General features: G+C 39.4%; 18 protein-coding genes and 1 tRNA gene. 5 read left to right on the forward strand and 14 right to left on the reverse strand.

Translation table 11 applies throughout. The annotated features are described in order from the left end of the window. Positions 1 to 135: 135 nt before the first annotated feature. Positions 136 to 2,991 carry a DUF6383 domain-containing protein gene (locus CTY47_RS17575; RefSeq protein WP_143813354.1) on the reverse strand — a complete coding sequence of 952 codons (2,856 nt, stop codon included), beginning with the start codon at positions 2,989 to 2,991 and terminating at the stop codon, positions 136 to 138. A 159-nt stretch (positions 2,992 to 3,150) separates the two neighbouring features. Continuing rightward, complete coding sequence (locus CTY47_RS07610; RefSeq protein WP_143813355.1) at positions 3,151 to 3,675, reverse strand: hypothetical protein; 525 nt, start codon at positions 3,673 to 3,675, stop codon at positions 3,151 to 3,153. Between the two features lie 203 nt (positions 3,676 to 3,878). Between CTY47_RS07610 and CTY47_RS07615 the strand changes: the two genes are divergently transcribed. The 3 genes from CTY47_RS07615 to mazG all read left to right on the forward strand — a co-directional run bounded on the left by CTY47_RS07615 (position 3,879) and on the right by mazG (position 7,778). After that, entirely contained in the window at positions 3,879 to 4,796 is a 918-nt protein-coding gene (locus CTY47_RS07615) for an RluA family pseudouridine synthase (RefSeq protein ID WP_099464246.1), read from the forward strand. 16 nt (positions 4,797 to 4,812) lie between these two features. Further along, positions 4,813 to 6,885, forward strand: a complete 2,073-nt coding sequence (locus CTY47_RS07620; protein WP_099464247.1) for a protein-disulfide reductase DsbD family protein — start codon at positions 4,813 to 4,815, stop codon at positions 6,883 to 6,885. A 107-nt stretch (positions 6,886 to 6,992) separates the two neighbouring features. Beyond that, complete coding sequence (gene mazG, locus CTY47_RS07625; protein ID WP_099464248.1) at positions 6,993 to 7,778, forward strand: nucleoside triphosphate pyrophosphohydrolase; 786 nt, start codon at positions 6,993 to 6,995, stop codon at positions 7,776 to 7,778. Between the two features lie 94 nt (positions 7,779 to 7,872). On the opposite strand, the gene CTY47_RS07630 is transcribed toward mazG, so the two are convergent. From CTY47_RS07630 to hisS, 8 genes are all read right to left on the reverse strand, one after another. Further along, positions 7,873 to 8,340, reverse strand: a complete 468-nt coding sequence (locus tag CTY47_RS07630) for a hypothetical protein (RefSeq protein ID WP_099464249.1) — start codon at positions 8,338 to 8,340, stop codon at positions 7,873 to 7,875. Positions 8,341 to 8,383: 43 nt separating this feature from the next. Beyond that, complete coding sequence (locus CTY47_RS07635; RefSeq protein WP_099464250.1) at positions 8,384 to 8,779, reverse strand: hypothetical protein; 396 nt, start codon at positions 8,777 to 8,779, stop codon at positions 8,384 to 8,386. A 49-nt stretch (positions 8,780 to 8,828) separates the two neighbouring features. Next, complete coding sequence (locus tag CTY47_RS07640; RefSeq protein ID WP_099464845.1) at positions 8,829 to 9,380, reverse strand: RNA polymerase sigma factor; 552 nt, start codon at positions 9,378 to 9,380, stop codon at positions 8,829 to 8,831. A gap of 112 nt (positions 9,381 to 9,492) precedes the next feature. Further along, positions 9,493 to 9,579, reverse strand: a tRNA-Leu gene (locus tag CTY47_RS07645). 208 nt (positions 9,580 to 9,787) lie between these two features. Next, entirely contained in the window at positions 9,788 to 11,428 is a 1,641-nt protein-coding gene (gene groL / locus CTY47_RS07650; protein WP_099464251.1) for a chaperonin GroEL, read from the reverse strand. A gap of 42 nt (positions 11,429 to 11,470) precedes the next feature. After that, positions 11,471 to 11,740 carry a co-chaperone GroES gene (locus CTY47_RS07655; protein WP_099464846.1) on the reverse strand — a complete coding sequence of 90 codons (270 nt, stop codon included), beginning with the start codon at positions 11,738 to 11,740 and terminating at the stop codon, positions 11,471 to 11,473. 413 nt (positions 11,741 to 12,153) lie between these two features. After that, complete coding sequence (locus tag CTY47_RS07660) at positions 12,154 to 13,593, reverse strand: glycoside hydrolase family 30 protein (RefSeq protein ID WP_099464252.1); 1,440 nt, start codon at positions 13,591 to 13,593, stop codon at positions 12,154 to 12,156. A 14-nt stretch (positions 13,594 to 13,607) separates the two neighbouring features. Then, complete coding sequence (hisS, locus tag CTY47_RS07665; protein ID WP_099464253.1) at positions 13,608 to 14,966, reverse strand: histidine--tRNA ligase; 1,359 nt, start codon at positions 14,964 to 14,966, stop codon at positions 13,608 to 13,610. Between the two features lie 84 nt (positions 14,967 to 15,050). On the opposite strand from hisS, the gene CTY47_RS17620 reads away from it, so the two are divergent. Both CTY47_RS17620 and CTY47_RS17525 read left to right on the forward strand, forming a co-directional pair. After that, entirely contained in the window at positions 15,051 to 15,188 is a 138-nt protein-coding gene (locus CTY47_RS17620) for a DUF6722 family protein (protein WP_394340713.1), read from the forward strand. 2 nt (positions 15,189 to 15,190) lie between these two features. Next, a complete protein-coding gene (locus tag CTY47_RS17525) occupies positions 15,191 to 15,319 on the forward strand; it encodes a hypothetical protein (protein ID WP_262497727.1) in 129 nt (42 codons plus the stop codon). 50 nt (positions 15,320 to 15,369) lie between these two features. Here the strand turns inward: CTY47_RS17525 and CTY47_RS07670 are convergent, their stop codons facing one another. The 4 genes from CTY47_RS07670 to CTY47_RS07685 form a co-directional block, all read right to left on the reverse strand. Further along, the gene (locus CTY47_RS07670; protein WP_099464254.1) at positions 15,370 to 16,056 is read right to left on the reverse strand and encodes a zinc metallopeptidase; all 687 of its coding nucleotides are present in this window, start codon (positions 16,054 to 16,056) and stop codon (positions 15,370 to 15,372) included. Positions 16,057 to 16,177: 121 nt separating this feature from the next. Then, complete coding sequence (locus CTY47_RS07675) at positions 16,178 to 17,449, reverse strand: adenylosuccinate synthase (protein ID WP_099464255.1); 1,272 nt, start codon at positions 17,447 to 17,449, stop codon at positions 16,178 to 16,180. Positions 17,450 to 17,478: 29 nt separating this feature from the next. Beyond that, positions 17,479 to 17,946 carry a Fur family transcriptional regulator gene (locus tag CTY47_RS07680; protein WP_099464256.1) on the reverse strand — a complete coding sequence of 156 codons (468 nt, stop codon included), beginning with the start codon at positions 17,944 to 17,946 and terminating at the stop codon, positions 17,479 to 17,481. Positions 17,947 to 18,002: 56 nt separating this feature from the next. Beyond that, the gene (locus CTY47_RS07685; protein ID WP_099464847.1) at positions 18,003 to 18,689 is read right to left on the reverse strand and encodes a DNA alkylation repair protein; all 687 of its coding nucleotides are present in this window, start codon (positions 18,687 to 18,689) and stop codon (positions 18,003 to 18,005) included. Between the last annotated feature and the right edge of the window lie 9 nt (positions 18,690 to 18,698).

An 18,698-nucleotide genomic window follows, 5' to 3' on the forward strand; every position in this document is an offset into this window, starting at 1 on the left:
TTTACATGCAGTAATAAATCACATACGTACATATTATACTATATACAGCGCAAAAAGGCCATCCCAATTACCTTGAGACAGCCTCTAAAACTTTGTATCTGTTCTCCCTTTTCTCAGAGATACTGACAAACGTACTTATTTTACAACAGCCTTAACAGCAGCTTCGCCTTCTACAGCTACGATTACAACACCCTGAGGAGCAGCAATCACTTCACTGTCTGAAGTTGCAACTATTGTAGTCTTCTGACCCAATACATTAGATACGATTACTTCCTTACCAGCTGCACCGTAAACAGTTACGTTACCTTCGCCAGCTACTACACTGATAGTGTTAGCTTCTGTTGATTCGTTGCCGGTTGGAGTATCAACTGCCTTAGTTGTGAATGGAAGAGCATTTTCTGCAGCAACAAGAACTAATTTNGCACCGTAAACAGTTACGTTACCTTCGCCAGCTACTACACTGATAGTGTTAGCTTCTGTTGATTCGTTGCCGGTTGGAGTATCAACTGCCTTAGTTGTGAATGGAAGAGCATTTTCTGCAGCAACAAGAACTAATTTACCATTATCCTGTTTCATACATTGACCGTTTGCTGCTTCAATCAACATTTCACCGTCTGTAGGAGTTGCACGGAAGGCAAATACGGCTTTGTTATCAGACATCTTTACTGAATCCGGTTTTGCATTCAGATCCTTACGGTTGTAAACCAACAATGTATCTTTTGCCAAACCATATTGTTTTGCAAGGATGAATTCCAACTTACCATCTTTATTTACATTCAGATAGTTAGCCATTACATCACCAGATGTTTCTGACTTCAGTTCCAAACCTGCTGTTGTCATAAGATAGAACAACGGTTTCTTTGGATCTGTTACTTTTGCTGTATCTACGAACAATGAATAAGCTGCATCCAATTCTGATTCTGATTTCAATACCGGTTCAAACTTATCGTTCATACCGATCATCAATGATGTATTTTCTGTAGAAGTAAACTGCATGTGAGCTGATGAATTCTTTGTTACATTTACATAATCAGGAGCTGCTGGAGTTACAATCTTGAAATAACCGGCAACTGTTGAACCATATTTTACAGGAACCATTACACCTGCACTTGCAAATGATACTACAGAATCTTTTGATGTTGTTAAATCATCATATTTAACAGGAGCAGTAGCATTAACGTTAGCCATAATCAATTCATATTCTCCGGCATTCTTTGTGGCACGGAAGAATACTGCAACTGAATCCTGGTCTACCGTCTGGTTTGTCTTCATCATACGGAAAGTCTTAGGATCGTTTGCGCTGGAAGCATGCCAGTTATAACCTAATACTCTCTGGTCGCCAAACTGTTCTTTCAACAAATAAGCAGAACGTTGCAGATCGTCAGCTCCAAACTTATTGTCTGTTGCACCATTGGCAGAAACCAATTTGAACTTCATGGCATCGGCTTCTTCCATATCTTTAGCATTTACTGCACTGTCACCGGAAGCAATATATACATAAGCGCTAGAACCCAGAGGAGTCACAACCTGCAACTTAACAGAAAGGTTTGCTAATTCATCAGCAGTAAAATGTTTGTAACCAAGATACTTGTCAGCCTTAACTTCATCTTTAATAGCTGTCAATTTAACTGTATCACCATTTTGCATGATATAGTTACCGTCTAATGCATAAACAAATGCATTTGTATTAGTTGTATTCTTATTATCTCTATTAATGAACTGATAACGACCGGCACCATCTTTCTTAACAGACCACTGTGTAGCAGGAATCAAATCTGAAATTTCACCTGAATACTGAATAGTTGATCCTGTCAATAATGCTGTCCAATATTTATTATTGTTGTCTTTATCAGCACCTTTCACAACTTGTACATAATATGACTTTGTTACATCAATATCAGCCTTTGTTCCAAAATCTAAAGTAATATAAGGAAGGGCATCTATATTAGCAACAGGAGAAGTTGTTAACACTTTTGTACCTGCACTACCCAGATAACCCCAAGATACTTTTGATTCGCCTTCAATTGTATTTGATTTAACAATCAAAGAATCCCCAGTAACACGACCCGTATTCAATTCTATTACAAACAAATAAGATCCCAAAGAACGGCCATCTGCGGCAATTGTATCAAATGCAGTTGTACCATAAACAGGTCTTCCGGGAACAGCACGACCTAAAGTATCCAATGTAAATTTGAAACCAGCAGCAGACTTCCACTCAGCAGCACCCTTTATGTCATATTTAATAGTGTCGACAACCACAAACACTGTATCTGTCGTAAACTTCGTATCCTTTTTTGCATCTATAACCTGAAGCATAATAGAATCGTTTGCCGTCACCTTAACAGCTTTAATTTTATATTTTGTAAATACATTATCAGACAAGTCATTACCAAATGCTAATTTGAAATAACCATCATTCTGATTATTCAATTTTTCTGCCGTTAATTTGATATTAGCAACTTCTGTAACAGCCCATTTTGTAGAAGGAGTGCCTTTTTGAACCTTTACCAAATAATCTGCAGGAGTAAAACCTGTCAACTGCAAAGAATAAACATCGCTACCAATCTTTGCCTGAATAGAACCATTAGCAGTAGTTTTCCAACTCCATTCCGTTATAGGATCTTTGTCTGTTACAATAGCATTACCTTCTTTAGCAGGTAAATTTAATGTTGCACCTGTTGCTTTATTTTCAAAAGTAAATACAGAATCACCTGTTGTCTTTTGAACTTCCACGCTCAGCTTCCACATAGCAGAGTCCAAAGATAAAGGCTCTGTAAAGTTACCAGCAGCAACAGTCATGACTTTAATGCTGTCTTTTCCGTCACGCTTGTCTGCAGCAAGATAACTTGAACCATTTTTAATATGATAGTACTTATCAGCAGGAGCCAATTTAGCCGCAATTTCACTTCCTGGAGCATACTGCGCACTTACTGATAATCCACCAGCCATCAGAGTAATGGCTAAAAGAGTAAAAAACTTCTTGTTCATAATTCTAAATTTAATATCAATGTTTAAGTTCTATTATTCAAATCATCCTGATCTTTTTGTAAAATCATCCCGATCTTTTTGCAAAAAGATCGGGATGAAACGAGAAAAGAAAGAATAGGTATTTTTTACAGATACTGCCAGATAAAAGCCAACGGATTATTATCTAATAGCACCTACTCTCAAATAACCAAAACTTCCCACATGAAATTTACTACCATATTGTTGTGCTATACAATATTCTAAAGCCTGAACATTATTCATTCCGACATTACTTGCCTGAAAGAAACCGAAATTAGGTTCAAAATAAATAATGTCATCACCATTTCCTGTTATAATAAGAATCTCATGATTGGCCGGCCCAAGAGTTGCGCTTGCATTACCAATCCACAATTCTCCTCTATATATACTATTATGGGCAAGAGCTGTTCCACTCGACGGAGGATAATTCGCCGTTTGAGATTTGCCAGCAACATTCTGAGCTTTAGCATAATTCATCATTGCTGTACCTTGTCCGAAATCCTTCGCTGCTTCGACAGCTTCCATAAAACTTCTCAGTTTATGCCATATTCCATGCTCACTTATTAAAAAGTTACACATATAATAACAAACCCCATTTTTCTCAGGGCCACCACCAGATCTTAACCAAGTATCCTGAGAAATCGCTTTTAATTTTACTAATGCCATAATTCTATTATTTTTTAATATTGCCTACTCTATTCAGTTTTCGGCTTCCCTGTTTTTATTTTATCAGAAGCAAAAGTAAATCTGAGAGACAGAGTAAAGGATTTTTGTTTTTAAATTACAGTATTTATTCTCCGGTTTATATCAATACCTATTGCAGCATTCCCTAAATGCCAGTATCTTTGCAAACTATATACATAACGAATATGAGAAGACGCTCAAATTACAAAGGCGCAAATCAGCCAAGAGTTCCAAGAGGACGCAAGATTACAGTAAAAGAACAAAACACCTTGCTCTCTTTTTTGTTTCAACAGCTGAATGAACAAAGTAAAAGCTCCGTAAAAGCATTACTAAGCAAAGGACAAATTTCGGTTAATGGGAAAGTAACCAGCCAATTCGACACACAGTTGGAGCCAAATGATGTAGTCGGAATCAGCTATGAGCGCGGTAAAGTTGCATTTAATAATCCATTATTAAATATCATTTGGGAAGACGACTATTTGATTGTCGTTAATAAAAGGGAAGGCTTGCTCTCTGTTTCGAACAATCGTATAAAAGAGCGTACTGCATACCATATATTAAGCGACTATGTAAAGAAGTCTGACCCAAGAAACAAAATATTTGTGTTGCACCGTTTGGATAGGGAAACATCCGGTTTAATGATGTTCGCCAAAAGTCGTGGCATACAAGAAGTGTTGCAATCCAACTGGAATGAAATGATTACACAACGCAGTTATGTAGCCGTCGTAGAAGGTCGTCCGGAAAAAGATACCGACCTTATCGTTTCAAACCTCGCAGAAAATGCACAAATGCAGGTATATGTTACATCAACCGGAGATGGGAAAGAAGCAATTACCAGATACAAAGTATTAAGAAGTAATGGTTCATACTCTCTGCTGGAACTGGAACTGGAAACAGGCCGCAAAAACCAGATACGCGCACAAATGCAATCCATCGGTCATCCTATTACAGGAGATTATAAATACGGAGCGGAAACCGACCCTACCGGACGTTTGATGTTGCACGCCCGGAAACTTTATTTTATTCATCCCGAAACGGAAGAAGAAATGTGTTTTGAAACGCGCATACCAGACGCTTTCAACTCTTTAGCTAAACAGACTTAGAAACAATTATAAAAACATGAAAAGACTCGTTAGTATTTTAGCATTAGCACTGATAACGCTAACTATACAGGCTCAGATACTCACGCCTGTAAAATGGAAAGTTAAACTGGAGGATTCAGCTTCTCCGGAAAAAGAAATTGTGTTCACCGCTACTTCCGACAGAGGCTGGCATCTCTATGATATGGATCTGCCGGAAGGAGGACCAGTATCTACGTCATTCACCTTTGAGACTCTGAAGGGAGCCGAACTAATCGGTAAACCGGTCTCCTCCGTCAAACCAACCACGGTTTATGACGAGCAGTTTGCTATGAATCTGCGTTGGTACCCGGGAACTGTCTCTTTTACTCAAAAAATAAAGGTGACCGATCCTGCCAAATTCAAAGTAGAAGGACAGATCGAATTTATGGCTTGTAATGATGAAACATGTTTACCTCCGGATCACGTCGATTTTTCTTTTGACAAAAAGAATATTCAGATGGACGCTTCTGCAGCAAACACAAATCCGACTACAGACAAAGATGATGTAACCGCCCTTCAACCTGATACGGAAAAAGTATCCCAGGAGACAGAAGAACTTACTACTCCTGATTTAACAGATAAAACTCCGTCTCCTGCAAAAATAAGCAATGCATTGACGGATGATGCTGCTTTATGGACTCCGGTTATCAGCGAGTTAAAAGGATATGGAGATTCAACAGTTTCAGCCGCAGACACATCCTGGTTATTTATTTTCTTCGCCGGATTCCTTGGTGGTTTAATCGCATTGCTTACGCCTTGCGTATGGCCAATGATACCGATGACTGTCAGTTTCTTCCTGAAACGCACAAAAGATCGTAAAAAAGCAATTCGTGATGCCATCACTTACGGTATTTCCATCATTGTTATTTACCTGATAATGGGATTGCTTATTACCGGTATCTTCGGAGCCAGCGCGTTGAATGACTTATCAACAAATGCAATCTTTAATATTATATTCTTCCTGTTGCTGGTAGTTTTCGCAATCTCCTTCTTCGGAGCATTCGAAATGGTATTACCTGCTTCATGGACAAACAAGCTGGACAATAAAGCAGATTCTACTACCGGTATTTTAAGTATCTTTTTCATGTCGTTTACTTTAGTATTGGTGTCTTTCTCTTGTACGGGTCCTATCATCGGAACCTTACTTGTTCAGGCAGCTTCAATGGGCACAGCAGTTGGCCCGGCAATCGGAATGTTCGGTTTCGCATTAGCATTATCAATACCATTCAGCTTCTTTGCAATCTTCCCGAATATGTTGCAGAGTATGCCAAAATCGGGCGGTTGGCTAAACTCAGTTAAGGTTGTATTAGGCTTCCTCGAACTAGCGTTAGCTTTAAAGTTCCTTTCCGTTGCGGATTTAGCTTATGGATGGCGCTTACTGGATCGTGAAGTATTTATCGTACTCTGGATTATTATATTCTTCTTATTAGGAAGCTACCTGTTAGGCAAAATCAAGTTTAGCCATGACAGTGATGTAAAATATGTATCTGTACCACGCTTATTTATGGCAATTATTTCTTTTTCATTTGCCGTATATATGGTACCAGGACTTTGGGGAGCCCCACTAAAAGCAATCAGCGCCTTTGCTCCTCCATTATATACACAGGATTTTAACCTGTATGATAATGAAGTACATGCTGCTTTCGACGATTACGAATCAGGTATGGCTTATGCCAAGAAGGTGAATAAACCTGTTATGATCGATTTCTCCGGTTATGGTTGTGTAAACTGCCGTAAAATGGAAGCTTCTGTCTGGACTGATCCCAAAGTTAAACAGTTACTGGAAAAAGATTATGTATTAATTACATTATTTGTCGACGATAAAACAAAGTTGCCCGCTCCTATTGAAATAGAAGAACATGGCAAAGTACGTAAACTAAAAACTTACGGAGATAAATGGAGTTATCTGCAACGAAGCAAATTCGGAGCTAATGCACAGCCATTCTATGTACTATTAAATAATGAAGGAATGCCATTAGGACCGTCTTATGCATTCAATGAAGACGTTGCAAGATACATCCAGTTCCTGCAAAACGGACTAAAACAATACAAAGAAGAACAAAATAAATAACGGTTTTACCGGAATTACATAAAGGACGCTGATTAAGCAGATCATTATTCTGCAAAGTCTGCGTCCTTTTGCATTACTCATTCCGGTAAATACAAACAAACATTACAATGAGCAGCAAACAAGAAAAAATGGAAGCCTTTGGCAGATTGCTCGATATTCTGGATGAATTACGGGAAAAATGCCCTTGGGATCGCAAACAGACAAATGAGAGTTTACGTACAAATACGATTGAAGAAACGTACGAGCTTTGTGATGCCATCATGCAAAACGACAACGAAAACATCAAAAAAGAATTAGGAGATTTACTTCTGCATGTTGTCTTTTATGCAAAAATCGGTGATGAGAAACAAGAATTTGATATTAAAGATGTATGCGATAGTCTTTGTAACAAACTGATATTCCGCCATCCCCATGTATTTGGCGATACTTCTGCCGATACATCCCAAAAAGTAGAACAAAACTGGGAACAACTCAAACTCAAAGAAAAGGGAGGCAACAAAACCGTATTGGAAGGAGTTCCCGCATCTCTGCCTTCTATAGTAAAAGCTCACCGCATTCAAAACAAAGCCCGTAATGTAGGCTTCGATTGGGAACAGCGCGACCAGGTTTGGGATAAAGTCCGGGAAGAGTTCAATGAACTTAAAACCGAAATCGATCACATGGAAACTGATAATATGGAAGCTGAGTTCGGAGATTTATTCTTCAGCCTGATTAATGCGGCCCGCTTATACAAAATTAATCCGGACAATGCATTAGAACGTACAAACCAGAAATTCATACGCCGCTTCAATTATCTTGAAGAACATACTATTAAACAAGGGTTATCTTTGAAAGAAATGACTCTGGAAGATATGGACAAACTCTGGAATGAAGCAAAAGCGAAAGGTCTATAAAAACAAAAGGGGAACCGACATCACGTCGCCACCCCTCCCTTAACTTAAACGCCAAAACTAAATCTAAACAAAAAACACAAATAATGATAATATTTTATTTTTTCTGTTTCTCTACCTTCTTTTCTCCCGATTCTCTTATAAAGCTTCTCATAAATCGGTTTTCCGCCTCTTTATATTTATAAAGCTTTTCAGGAGAGAGTATTTTTTTAAATTTATTAAAATACTCTTTTTCCAGTTCTACTTCTTTGGCATGTGCTTCTAAACAAGCATCTATTGCTTCAGTGTACTCAACATCCGTAGGAGTATCTTTAGAACGTAACTGCTTACTCAATTTTCTGCAAGAACGACTGGCTTCAAATGTTTTTTGGCGAAACTCATCACAAAGCGGAATAAACAATGCAGCTTCTTCTGGAGTAAGGCCAACCTCTGCCGTTATAAATGCATTTCTTTTTGCTTGAAACGCCTCCCTATCAAAATGTCTTTGTCTCTTCTCCTGCCCGAAAGCATTTATAGAGCTTAGAACTGAAATCGCTACAAATGTAATAAAAAATATTTTATTCATACAAGTATTTTTTCAAAAAAAATTTATTTAGATGACAAAATCTTCAATTTATTTCAGAATCTGCCATTTCTTGATCAAATAAATAATCAGTATACCGTTCTTCCAGATACTCCAGGTATTCTTGATCTTCTTCTGCTTGTATAGCTACCAATGATTCTGAGGGAACCGCAGTTTTCACAATTAAAGGATTTGAAACATTTTCTTCCTTTTGCTGTATTCCCACTATCGCTTTAAAGAATAAGCCCAAACCAGCAAAAACCGCAGCCATATACAACCAGGGGCGTATGCGGTCAAACATAGAGACTTGCTTTTCTCTAGTGTCCGGTTTGTCCGGTAGTTGGTTCATTATCTGAGAAGTAAGCCCTTCCATATATCCTTGCGGCACAGAAAAAGGATTCTTACCTTTCAATTGTTCCAGATTATTTTGTTCAGTTTTCATACTTCTCTTTTCTTTTAATACTCCTTTGACGATAATTCGACAAAAAGGTTTAAATATCTTTCGTTAAAAACTCTTCTACTTTTTTTACGGCATGATGATACGAGGCTTTAAGCGCACCTACCGAGGTACCTAAAACATCCGACATATCTTCATACTTCATATCGTCAAAATATTTCATATTAAATACCAACCTCTGTTTCTCAGGCAAAGAAAGAATAGCCTCCTGTAATTTCATCTGGGCAGCATCGCCATCAAAGTATTCGTCCCCCTTTAAACGTTCCAGAAGAAAAACATCTGTGTCGTCCACCGACACGTTATTAATAGCCCGCTGTTTATTAAGAAAAGTGATGCATTCATTTATAGCTATCTTGTAAAGCCAGGTGGATAATTTGGCTTCTCCCCTGAAATAATCAATATTTGTCCATGCTTTTAGAAAGGTATTTTGCAGCAAGTCATTGGCATCATCATGGTTTAACACCATTTTACGTATCTGCCAATATAACTTTTCACCATAGATGTTCACCACCAACGTAAAGGCATCCCTTTGTTTGGCCGGATCACGTAGTTGTTCTACTATTTCATCTTCCGTATATTGTTGCATCTCTCCTATTTTGGTTGTAAATATAAGAAATAATGAAGAAACTACAATTATGCACATTTGCAGCGCAACCACAAAATAAAAGCGGACAAATAATAATCTGTCCGCTTTTATCTGGTGCCCAGAACAGGACTCGAACCTGCACGATCGCAAAACCACTCGCACCTGAAACGAGCGCGTCTACCAATTCCGCCACCTGGGCAATCTCATACTTTGTTTCGTATTCCTCCGAATGCGCTGCAAAGGTAATTGTTTTTTCTATATATCAAAATTACTTCTTTGTTTTTATCCCTATTTTAAAAAGTCGAGCTATAATCATCCCCTATACATTAATATATGTGATTAACGCAACAACGGCCGCTTCTTTAATAAGAAACAGCCGTTGCTTTTATATTAATGGGATTTGTTGATTACATCATACCGCCCATTCCGCCACCCATACCCGGATTCATTGGAGGCATAGCTGGAGTATCTTCTTTTTTATCAGCGATAACACATTCGGTAGTAAGGAACATACCTGCAATAGATGCTGCATTTTCCAAAGCTACACGAGTTACCTTAGCCGGGTCGATTACACCGGCTGCACACAAGTTTTCATATTTGTCAAGACGGGCATTGTAACCATAGTCGCCCTTGCCTTCTTTTACTTTCTGTACAACAACGGCACCTTCTTTACCTGCATTTTCTACAATCTGGCGAAGCGGTTCTTCAATTGCTCTTTTAACAATTTCAATACCTGTAGTTTCATCTTCGTTTTCGCCCTTCATGCCTTCCAGAACTTCGATAGCGCGGATGTAAGCTACACCACCACCAGGAACTGTTCCTTCTTCAATTGCAGCACGAGTTGCATGCAAAGCATCGTCAACACGGTCTTTCTTTTCTTTCATTTCTACTTCAGAAGGAGCACCTACATATAATACCGCAACACCACCAGCCATTTTAGCCAAACGTTCCTGAAGTTTTTCTTTGTCGTAATCGGATGTCGTATTTTCAATCTGAGTCTTAATCTGGCCGATACGAGCCTGGATAGCAGCTTTATCACCTGCTCCGTTTACAATTGTAGTTGTATCTTTGTCTACAGTGATCTTTTCTGCTGTACCCAGCATATCTAATGTAGCACCTTCCAGCTTCAAGCCTTTTTCTTCAGAAATTACAGTACCGCCAGTCAATACAGCGATATCTTCCAACATAGCCTTACGACGGTCGCCAAAGCCCGGAGCCTTAACAGCACAAATCTTCAAAGAGCCACGCAGACGGTTAACTACCAATGTAGCCAAAGCTTCGCTGTCAATGTCTTCTGCAATAATCAACAAAGGACGTCCGCTCTGTACAGCCGGTTCCAGAATAGGAAGCAGGTCTTTCAATACAGAAATCTTCTTGTCATAGATCAAAATATATGGATTCTCCATATCGCATTCCATCTTTTCAGTATTGGTTACGAAGTAAGGAGAGATATAACCGCGGTCAAACTGCATACCTTCTACTACGTCTACTGTAGTTTCGGTTCCTTTGGCTTCTTCTACTGTGATAACGCCTTCTTTCTTTACGCGTTGCATAGCTTCTGCAATCAGCTTACCGATGTTTTCATCGCCATTAGCAGATATCTTAGCTACGTGTTCGATCTTTTCGAATTTGTCGCCAACTTCTTCTGCCTGAGCAGCAATACTTTCAACAACTTTTCCAACAGCCTTGTCAATACCACGTTTCAAATCCATAGGATTAGCACCTGCGGTAACGTTTTTCAAACCTACACCAATGATAGATTGAGCCAATACAGTAGCAGTAGTTGTACCATCACCGGCATTGTCGTTAGTTTTAGAAGCAACTTCTTTAACCAACTGCGCACCCATATTTTCAAATGGATTAGACAGTTCGATTTCTTTAGCAACCGTTACACCGTCTTTAGTAATATGAGGAGCACCAAATTTCTTTTCAATAATTACGTTACGTCCTTTCGGGCCTAATGTTACTTTTACAGCATTAGCCAACTCATCTACACCTTTCTTCAAAAGGTCGCGGGCATCCATATCGTATTTAATCTCTTTTGCCATGATATTTATAGTCTTTAATGTTATATTTCAGAATAATGAAAATTAGATAATAGCTAAAATGTCAGATTGACGCATGATAAGATATTTCTCACCATCCAGTTCGATTTCTGTTCCGGCATATTTACCGTACAGGACAGTATCGCCACCCTTCACAACCATTTCTTCATCCTTTGTTCCGTTACCTACGGCAACAACTTCACCCTTTAAAGGTTTTTCTTTTGCTGAATCGGGAATAATGATTCCGCCAAGTGTCTTTTCTTCTGCTGCAGCGGGCTTAATCAGCACTCTGTCTGCTAATGGTTTAATGTTCATCTTCTTTTCTATTTTAATTGTTAATAATATTACTGTAATTTGTGTGTTTGTCACACACGCCTATATATATACCAATTCTGTGCCAAAACGGTTGGTAGAAAAAAGACTGACAATTTTTCACAAGATACGACATTCAATTGCAGACACGACTGACAGGTTGACTATCTATTTTGTCTCATTTGTCTATTATTTGCCACAAAACACCTGCCGTATTAATTTTAAAGAGCTGAATATTTATCTTTTTTATCGTGAAGTTTTATTCTTTTGACCCGGGTCAAAATCAATTTCCAGCCTGGTAAAAATCATTTTTCACCAAGGACAAATTTAATTTCCAGCAGCCCAAAAGCATAAAATGTCAGTATGAAAAAGATAAAATCTTCCATACTGACATTTTAATATTGATATGTTTCCAATTAATCTATAAGAAGGGTAGAAATAGAATGAGCCTGAAGTACGGGCTGATAAACCCGGTCTTCTACCCGTAAGGAGACAAGTCTGTTATCGCTTGTTTCATTGGCAATCACAACAACGATACTTTTATCAGGATTACGGAATGCCAACAAATTAGTATAAGCCCCATCCGTTGCCAGCTTGCGGGCTCCGGGCTGAACATAATGGCTAACGTGTTTCAGCACATAATATTCGGGAGTATAACGATACTTTTTAGTTGCAGGATCGACAACAACCAGTGAGTTTTGTGCCCATCCCCAACGGCTAATACCACCTTCATCCAAGGAAATATTCCAGTACATATAAGCAACAGCACCGTTGTTAAGGTAGTGTTGCATCAAACTCCAGGAATACATGGCGCCTTTCCAATCATTTTTGCCGTCGCCACACTCCTGTTCGGTCTGATATAATTTCATTCCAGGATAACGTTTATGAATACCGGGAATTGCATTTTTGCCGGCCCATTGAAAACCGGCTCCTTTTATATATTTACTACACAGCGAATCTGTAAAAATCGTATCCACCAGCAATTCATTGGAACGTTCCATTGTACCGAACATAACCTCCACACCCAGATCTTCCATTGCCGGGCCCAGATATTCGCCAATAAAACGGGCTAAAGATGAAGCCGTCCAACAACAACTGGGAAAAACCTGCGCCGAATTAAACTCATTCTGCGGCATTACCGCAAAGATAAGAATCCCTTGTTCTTTATATGCTTCTATAAACTTTGAGAAATAAAGGGCATAAGCCCGTAAATACAAAGAATCTTGTATGAACATATCCGTACCTTCGCGCCCTACTTTATCAAGCGGCAAACCATTGCGGTACTTCTCGTCGTAATTTTCCCCGGTATAAGCCGAAGCATAATGTTTATTGTATTTCATCCACGATGGAGGACACCAGGGAGAAGCCCACAGGCGTAATTCCGGCTGGTACTTCTGCGCATTGCGGATAAAAGGGATGAGCGTCTGCAAATCGTTGGCTACAGTGAATTGTTTCATCGCAAAATCGCCATCTGTTTCATTATACGAATACCAGTCGCGAGAGAAATCGTTGGCTCCCACCGGCATACGGCATATAGTAAAATTGGCGCCTTCATCCGGGAAGAACAGTTCTTGCATAATATCTTCCCGTTCGTTAGGTGAAAGTTTATTCAATGATAGCCAGCCCAATTCGTTAAAACAAGCACCAAAGCCGTCAATCTGCTGCTGGGGTTCATCCACACAAACGGTTACATCTATATTAGGTATCGTGTCCAACGATGCAGACAGAATATCCGGTTGCTTTACCCATGGAATAGAATCCGTAGTAGTTACCCATTCTGCCCTAGGCTGGAAAGTACAAGACGCAAATAAGGAAAATAATGCTCCTGCAAATGAATACAGATATAAAGACTTCATTGAATCATCCGGTATTATTTAAATTGGGAGATCAGCTCGTCTATAGTCACCGGCGTTTGCTCGCCGGTAATCATATTTTTCAAGTTAATCTTATTCTCTGCCATCTCTGTCTCGCCAATAATAGCAACAAAAGGTATCTTTTTGGTATCGGCATATCCCATTTGCTTTTTCATTTTGGCAGATTCGGGATAAAGTTCCGTACGGATACCTGCTGCACGAACTTTAGCAACAAGAGGGAACAAGTAAGCTTCTTCCTTTTCTCCAAAGTTGACAAATAATAATTGAGTAGTCTGTAAAGAATCGGCAGGATACAGATCCAGCTGGTTCAATACATCAAAAATACGATCGGCTCCAAATGATATTCCAACACCCGATACACCTTCCATACCAAATACCCCGGTCAAATTGTCATAGCGTCCGCCTCCGGTGATGCTACCAATTTGCACATCAAGCGCTTTCACTTCGAATATTGCGCCGGTATAATAGTTCAAACCGCGTGCTAATGTTAAGTCAAGTTCCAATTCTGCGTGCAAAGATGTATGTTTTAGCCGATCCAGGATAAAGGCAAGTTCATCTACTCCTTTTAAACCGATTTCAGAATTTGCAAGAATATCACGCAGTTTGCTAACTTTCTCTTCGTTCGTTCCATTCAGCATGATGATGGGTTGCAAACGCCGGATTGCTTCCTCCGAAAGTTCTTTATTGCGAAGTTCTTCGTTTACATTGTCCAAACCGATCTTATCGAGTTTGTCGATAGCAACCGTAATATCAACAATCTTATCCGCTTCACCTATAATTTCGGCAATACCGGAAAGAATCTTACGATTGTTCATCTTTATACAAACGCGGATGCCAAAACGACGGAATACTTCATCCATGATCTGCACCAGTTCCACTTCGTTTACCAAAGAGTCTGAACCAACAACGTCTCCATCACATTGGTAAAACTCACGGTAACGTCCTTTCTGCGGACGATCGGCACGCCATACAGGCTGTATCTGATACCGTTTAAACGGAAAACTTATCTCATTACGATGCTGAACCACAAAACGGGCAAAAGGAACAGTAAGGTCATAGCGCAGACCTTTCTCACAAGCTTTCACTCCAAATTTAACAGCATTGCGTTCTAACAATTCTTCATCTGTAATACCTGCAAAACAATCACCTGAATTCAATATCTTGAAAAGCAGCTTATCACCTTCTTCTCCATACTTTCCCATCAATGTAGAAAGGTTTTCCATTGCCGGAGTTTCTATTTGTTGAAATCCGTACAGATGATAAACTTCACGGATTGTATTAAATATATAATTACGTTTCGCCATTTCTTCGGGCGAAAAGTCGCGTGTACCTTTTGGGATAGATGGTTTTTGCATGACTAACTTGTTATTTATTATTCCGGCCACAAAGGTAATGCTTTTGTAGAAATAGGAAAGTTTATCCGGCAAGTTAGTTAATACATAACAACCGGCGTAGTTATATCATCATTCATGAGGGATATTTCACCTTTCAGTTGGGTCATTTATATGGTGTGTACGTTACTAGCTTTGTTTATATTTGCTTTTGGTTTATATTTTACTAAAAAGAAGGAGGAATAAATATGGACAGTTTTAATTGGGGTATATTCATACCAATGGGAGGTGTGCTATTAATAGCCTTTGGCTTCTTTGCATGGATGAAATATGATGAATGGATAGAGAAAAAAGGCAATAAACATTCTTCTAAATAAAAAAGCCTGAGGCATCAAACCTCAGGCTTTTATTTTATCTACTTCCCTCATCAATCTCTACTTCTCGCTCCCAGGAAAATCATTATATAATATAATAATGTAGCCAACGAACCTAAAGCGGCAACCACATACGTATAAGCAGCCGAGCGCAAAGCATCTTCCGCTTTATCATGTGTATATGCATTCGTTATACCTGCCTGATTTAACCATGCCAAAGCACGCTGACTGGCATTTATCTCCACGGGCAAGGTAATAAAACTGAATATGGTGGTTGAAGCAAATAAGATTATACCAAACAGCAACAACTGAGGAAACTGGTGGATCAATAACATACCACCCAACAATACCCATGTCATTATGTTTGAGGCAAAGCTTACCACCGGCACTAATGCCGAACGCATCTTCAACGGAGCATAAGCTGTAGCATGCTGCACCGCATGTCCGCATTCGTGAGCAGCTACGGCTGCGGCGGCAATACTATTACTATAATAAACAGATTCACTCAAGTTTACTGTATGGTTGGCAGGATTGTAATGATCAGTCAAATGTCCCGGTGTTGAAATTACCTTTACATCATAGATTCCATTGTCGTGCAACATCTTTTCTGCAATATCCTTTCCGGTCATACCATTCGGCATAGGTATCTTTGAATACTTCTCAAACTTATTTTTAAGACGAGAAGATACCAACCAGCTTAATAAAGCAAAGCCTATAAATATAATCCAATACATGCTCATAAATTTCTTTCTAATTTAGTTTGTTTATAAAACCTACGGCAAAAAGTCTGCCAAACATAAGAATGGCAGGAGACAGCCCTTACGGGATGTGGTCTTCTGCCATTTTGTATCTTATTTTTAATTAATCTTCTGTATATCTGACAATCGTCTGTTCACGATCCGGGCCAACAGAAACGATTTTAACAGGAACCCCCAACTCTTCTTCCAGGAATGACAAATAAGCATTAAATTCTTCGGGGAATTCATCCTCGCTCTGCATTTTTGTCATATCAGTCTTCCAACCTGGCAATTCAACATATACAGGTTCTACAGTTCCTTCTATTTCATAAGGGAATTCGGTCACTTCCTCTCCGTTGATCTTATATGCCACACAAGCCTTAACTGTGTCGAAAGTATCCAACACATCGCTCTTCATCATGATAAGCTGGCTAACGCCGTTTATCATTACAGCATACTTCAAAGCTACCAGATCAATCCAGCCACAACGACGTTTACGTCCGGTAACAGAACCGAACTCATGACCCAATTCACAAATCATATCGCCTGTATTATCAAACAATTCCGTAGGGAAAGGTCCGCTGCCTACACGCGTGCAATAAGCTTTGAAAATACCGTATACGTCGCCTATATTACGGGGAGAAACACCCAAACCCGTACAACATCCGGCACAGATCGTATTGGAAGAAGTTACGAACGGATATGAACCAAAGTCTATATCCAACATTGTACCCTGAGCACCTTCTGCCAAAACAGACTTGCCTTCTTTCAAGAAGTTATTGATTACATGTTCGCTATCTATCAACTTAAACTGTTTCAGGTATTCCAACGCTTCAAACCATTGAGCTTCCAATTCTTTTATATCATATTCATAGTTCAATGAGCGCAGAATAGACTCGTGGCGGCCTTTTGCGGCAGCATACTTTTCTTCGAAATTATGTAGCAAGTCACCTACACGAACACCGTTACGGCTAACCTTATCGGTATAAGTAGGACCGATGCCTTTACCTGTGGTTCCGATCTTTCCGGAACCTTTGGCTGCTTCGTAGGCAGCATCCAGAATACGATGCGTAGGAAGAATAAGATGGGCTTTCTTTGAAATATACAGTTGCTTTGTCAAATCATGCCCACTGGCAGCCAAAGCTTCTGCTTCTTGTTTAAACAATAGCGGATCCAGAACCACACCGTTACCGATAACATTTACTTTTCCTCCCTGAAAGATACCGGACGGGATAGAACGTAGCACATACTTTTCACCGTTAAACTCTAAAGTATGCCCTGCATTGGGACCACCCTGAAAACGAGTTACCACATCGTAATTCGGAGTCAGGACATCAACAACTTTACCTTTGCCTTCGTCACCCCATTGCAATCCTAATAAAACATCTACTTTCATTTTTCTATATATAATAGGCTGTTAATATTCTATTTACTCAATTTCTGCATTTTATACTTATACTTGCATTTACTGCATATGCCATAAATATATAAACTGTAATATTCCGGCGTAAACCGGGATATTTTCAAACTATCCAGATCCGCCTTCAATATATTATTACGCACTTCACGTATTGCCCCGCACTTCGTACAAACCAGATGCAGGTGCGTATCTGCCAACAATCTCAATTCATACTGTACAACCTTGGTATTAACCTGATGACGTACAATCAGCCCGGCATCAACCAATACTTCCAACGTATTATAAAGCGTAGCTTTGCTAACATGAAAATTGCCATCCTCTAATTGCTGATGGAGCATGCACATATCAAAATGTCCGGGGAAAGCACATATATATTTCAATATAGTGTATCTTTCCTCAGTCTTCCGCAGTTTCTTATCAGTAAGATACTCGGTAAACAAAGTCTGCATTTCGGTATATTCTTTCGCTTCCATTTTTTTGCAAGCCACGCAAACGACAAAGTTAGCGCATTTATTTTAAACGCAAAGCCTTAGAGGTAATATTCAAATTCAAATTTTAATTCATTATAAATTTCCTGCAAGTCCGGACGGCTCTCAAAAACGTGAATCTGTTCGAACCCGCTTAATATCCGCCTGGACTGTTCCTCTGACTGACGACCATAAAATTTCATGGCACTTATAGCCGCCTGCCGCTCCATTAATGAAGCACCGGGCTCTTCATCAGTTACCGTATGCATCAACTCCGATACCAGAACCTCAGCACTGACGGGAAGCATAACATTCTGTCCTTTTTTAAATAATTCACTCCAGATCAGGAAAGCCAGAGTCCGGGAAAATTTATCTTTTTTATTATTGATAAGCTCTAAAGTCAAGTCTCCGGCAAAGGACAGTTTACTAAACAAGTTCCTGCTGCATTGTTCCGCAATTTCCAAATAAGGAATCTCCGCCATCCACTGTTTAGCCTGACCCATTGTAAAGGTCTCTACAGGCTGTAACATCGTAGCCAGCATCTTAAACTCCCGGATATCTTCTTTCCATAAAGCGGCAGCCAAATCTGCATCTTTCTCATACAACGCTGCTATTTGCTTTACTTCAGGATACGGAACACCGAAGTTTAATTTATAAACAATTCCTTTTTCACGCATACTGGTTGAAATAACACCATTCATTGCCAGACGCAAATGCGTGCGTATTTCCTTTATCTTATCTTCTGTCATAGCCCTAAC

The organism is Parabacteroides provencensis, from assembly GCF_900232875.1.
Lineage (GTDB): Bacteria > Bacteroidota > Bacteroidia > Bacteroidales > Tannerellaceae > Parabacteroides > Parabacteroides chinchillae.

Bases quoted from the DNA above. Each gene is read 5' to 3' on its own strand.
- CTY47_RS07610 (WP_143813355.1), bottom strand. From the start codon at position 3,675: ATGGCATTAGTAAAATTAAAAGCGATTTCTCAGGATACTTGGTTAAGA.
- CTY47_RS07615 (WP_099464246.1), top strand. From the start codon at position 3,879: ATGAGAAGACGCTCAAATTACAAAGGCGCAAATCAGCCAAGAGTTCCA.
- CTY47_RS07620 (WP_099464247.1), top strand. From the start codon at position 4,813: ATGAAAAGACTCGTTAGTATTTTAGCATTAGCACTGATAACGCTAACT.
- mazG (WP_099464248.1), top strand. From the start codon at position 6,993: ATGAGCAGCAAACAAGAAAAAATGGAAGCCTTTGGCAGATTGCTCGAT.
- CTY47_RS07630 (WP_099464249.1), bottom strand. From the start codon at position 8,340: ATGAATAAAATATTTTTTATTACATTTGTAGCGATTTCAGTTCTAAGC.
- CTY47_RS07635 (WP_099464250.1), bottom strand. From the start codon at position 8,779: ATGAAAACTGAACAAAATAATCTGGAACAATTGAAAGGTAAGAATCCT.
- CTY47_RS07640 (WP_099464845.1), bottom strand. From the start codon at position 9,380: ATGCAACAATATACGGAAGATGAAATAGTAGAACAACTACGTGATCCG.
- groL (WP_099464251.1), bottom strand. From the start codon at position 11,428: ATGGCAAAAGAGATTAAATACGATATGGATGCCCGCGACCTTTTGAAG.
- CTY47_RS07655 (WP_099464846.1), bottom strand. From the start codon at position 11,740: ATGAACATTAAACCATTAGCAGACAGAGTGCTGATTAAGCCCGCTGCA.
- CTY47_RS07660 (WP_099464252.1), bottom strand. From the start codon at position 13,593: ATGAAGTCTTTATATCTGTATTCATTTGCAGGAGCATTATTTTCCTTA.
- hisS (WP_099464253.1), bottom strand. From the start codon at position 14,966: ATGCAAAAACCATCTATCCCAAAAGGTACACGCGACTTTTCGCCCGAA.
- CTY47_RS17525 (WP_262497727.1), top strand. From the start codon at position 15,191: ATGGACAGTTTTAATTGGGGTATATTCATACCAATGGGAGGTGTGCTA.
- CTY47_RS07670 (WP_099464254.1), bottom strand. From the start codon at position 16,056: ATGAGCATGTATTGGATTATATTTATAGGCTTTGCTTTATTAAGCTGG.
- CTY47_RS07675 (WP_099464255.1), bottom strand. From the start codon at position 17,449: ATGAAAGTAGATGTTTTATTAGGATTGCAATGGGGTGACGAAGGCAAA.
- CTY47_RS07680 (WP_099464256.1), bottom strand. From the start codon at position 17,946: ATGGAAGCGAAAGAATATACCGAAATGCAGACTTTGTTTACCGAGTAT.
- CTY47_RS07685 (WP_099464847.1), bottom strand. From the start codon at position 18,689: ATGACAGAAGATAAGATAAAGGAAATACGCACGCATTTGCGTCTGGCA.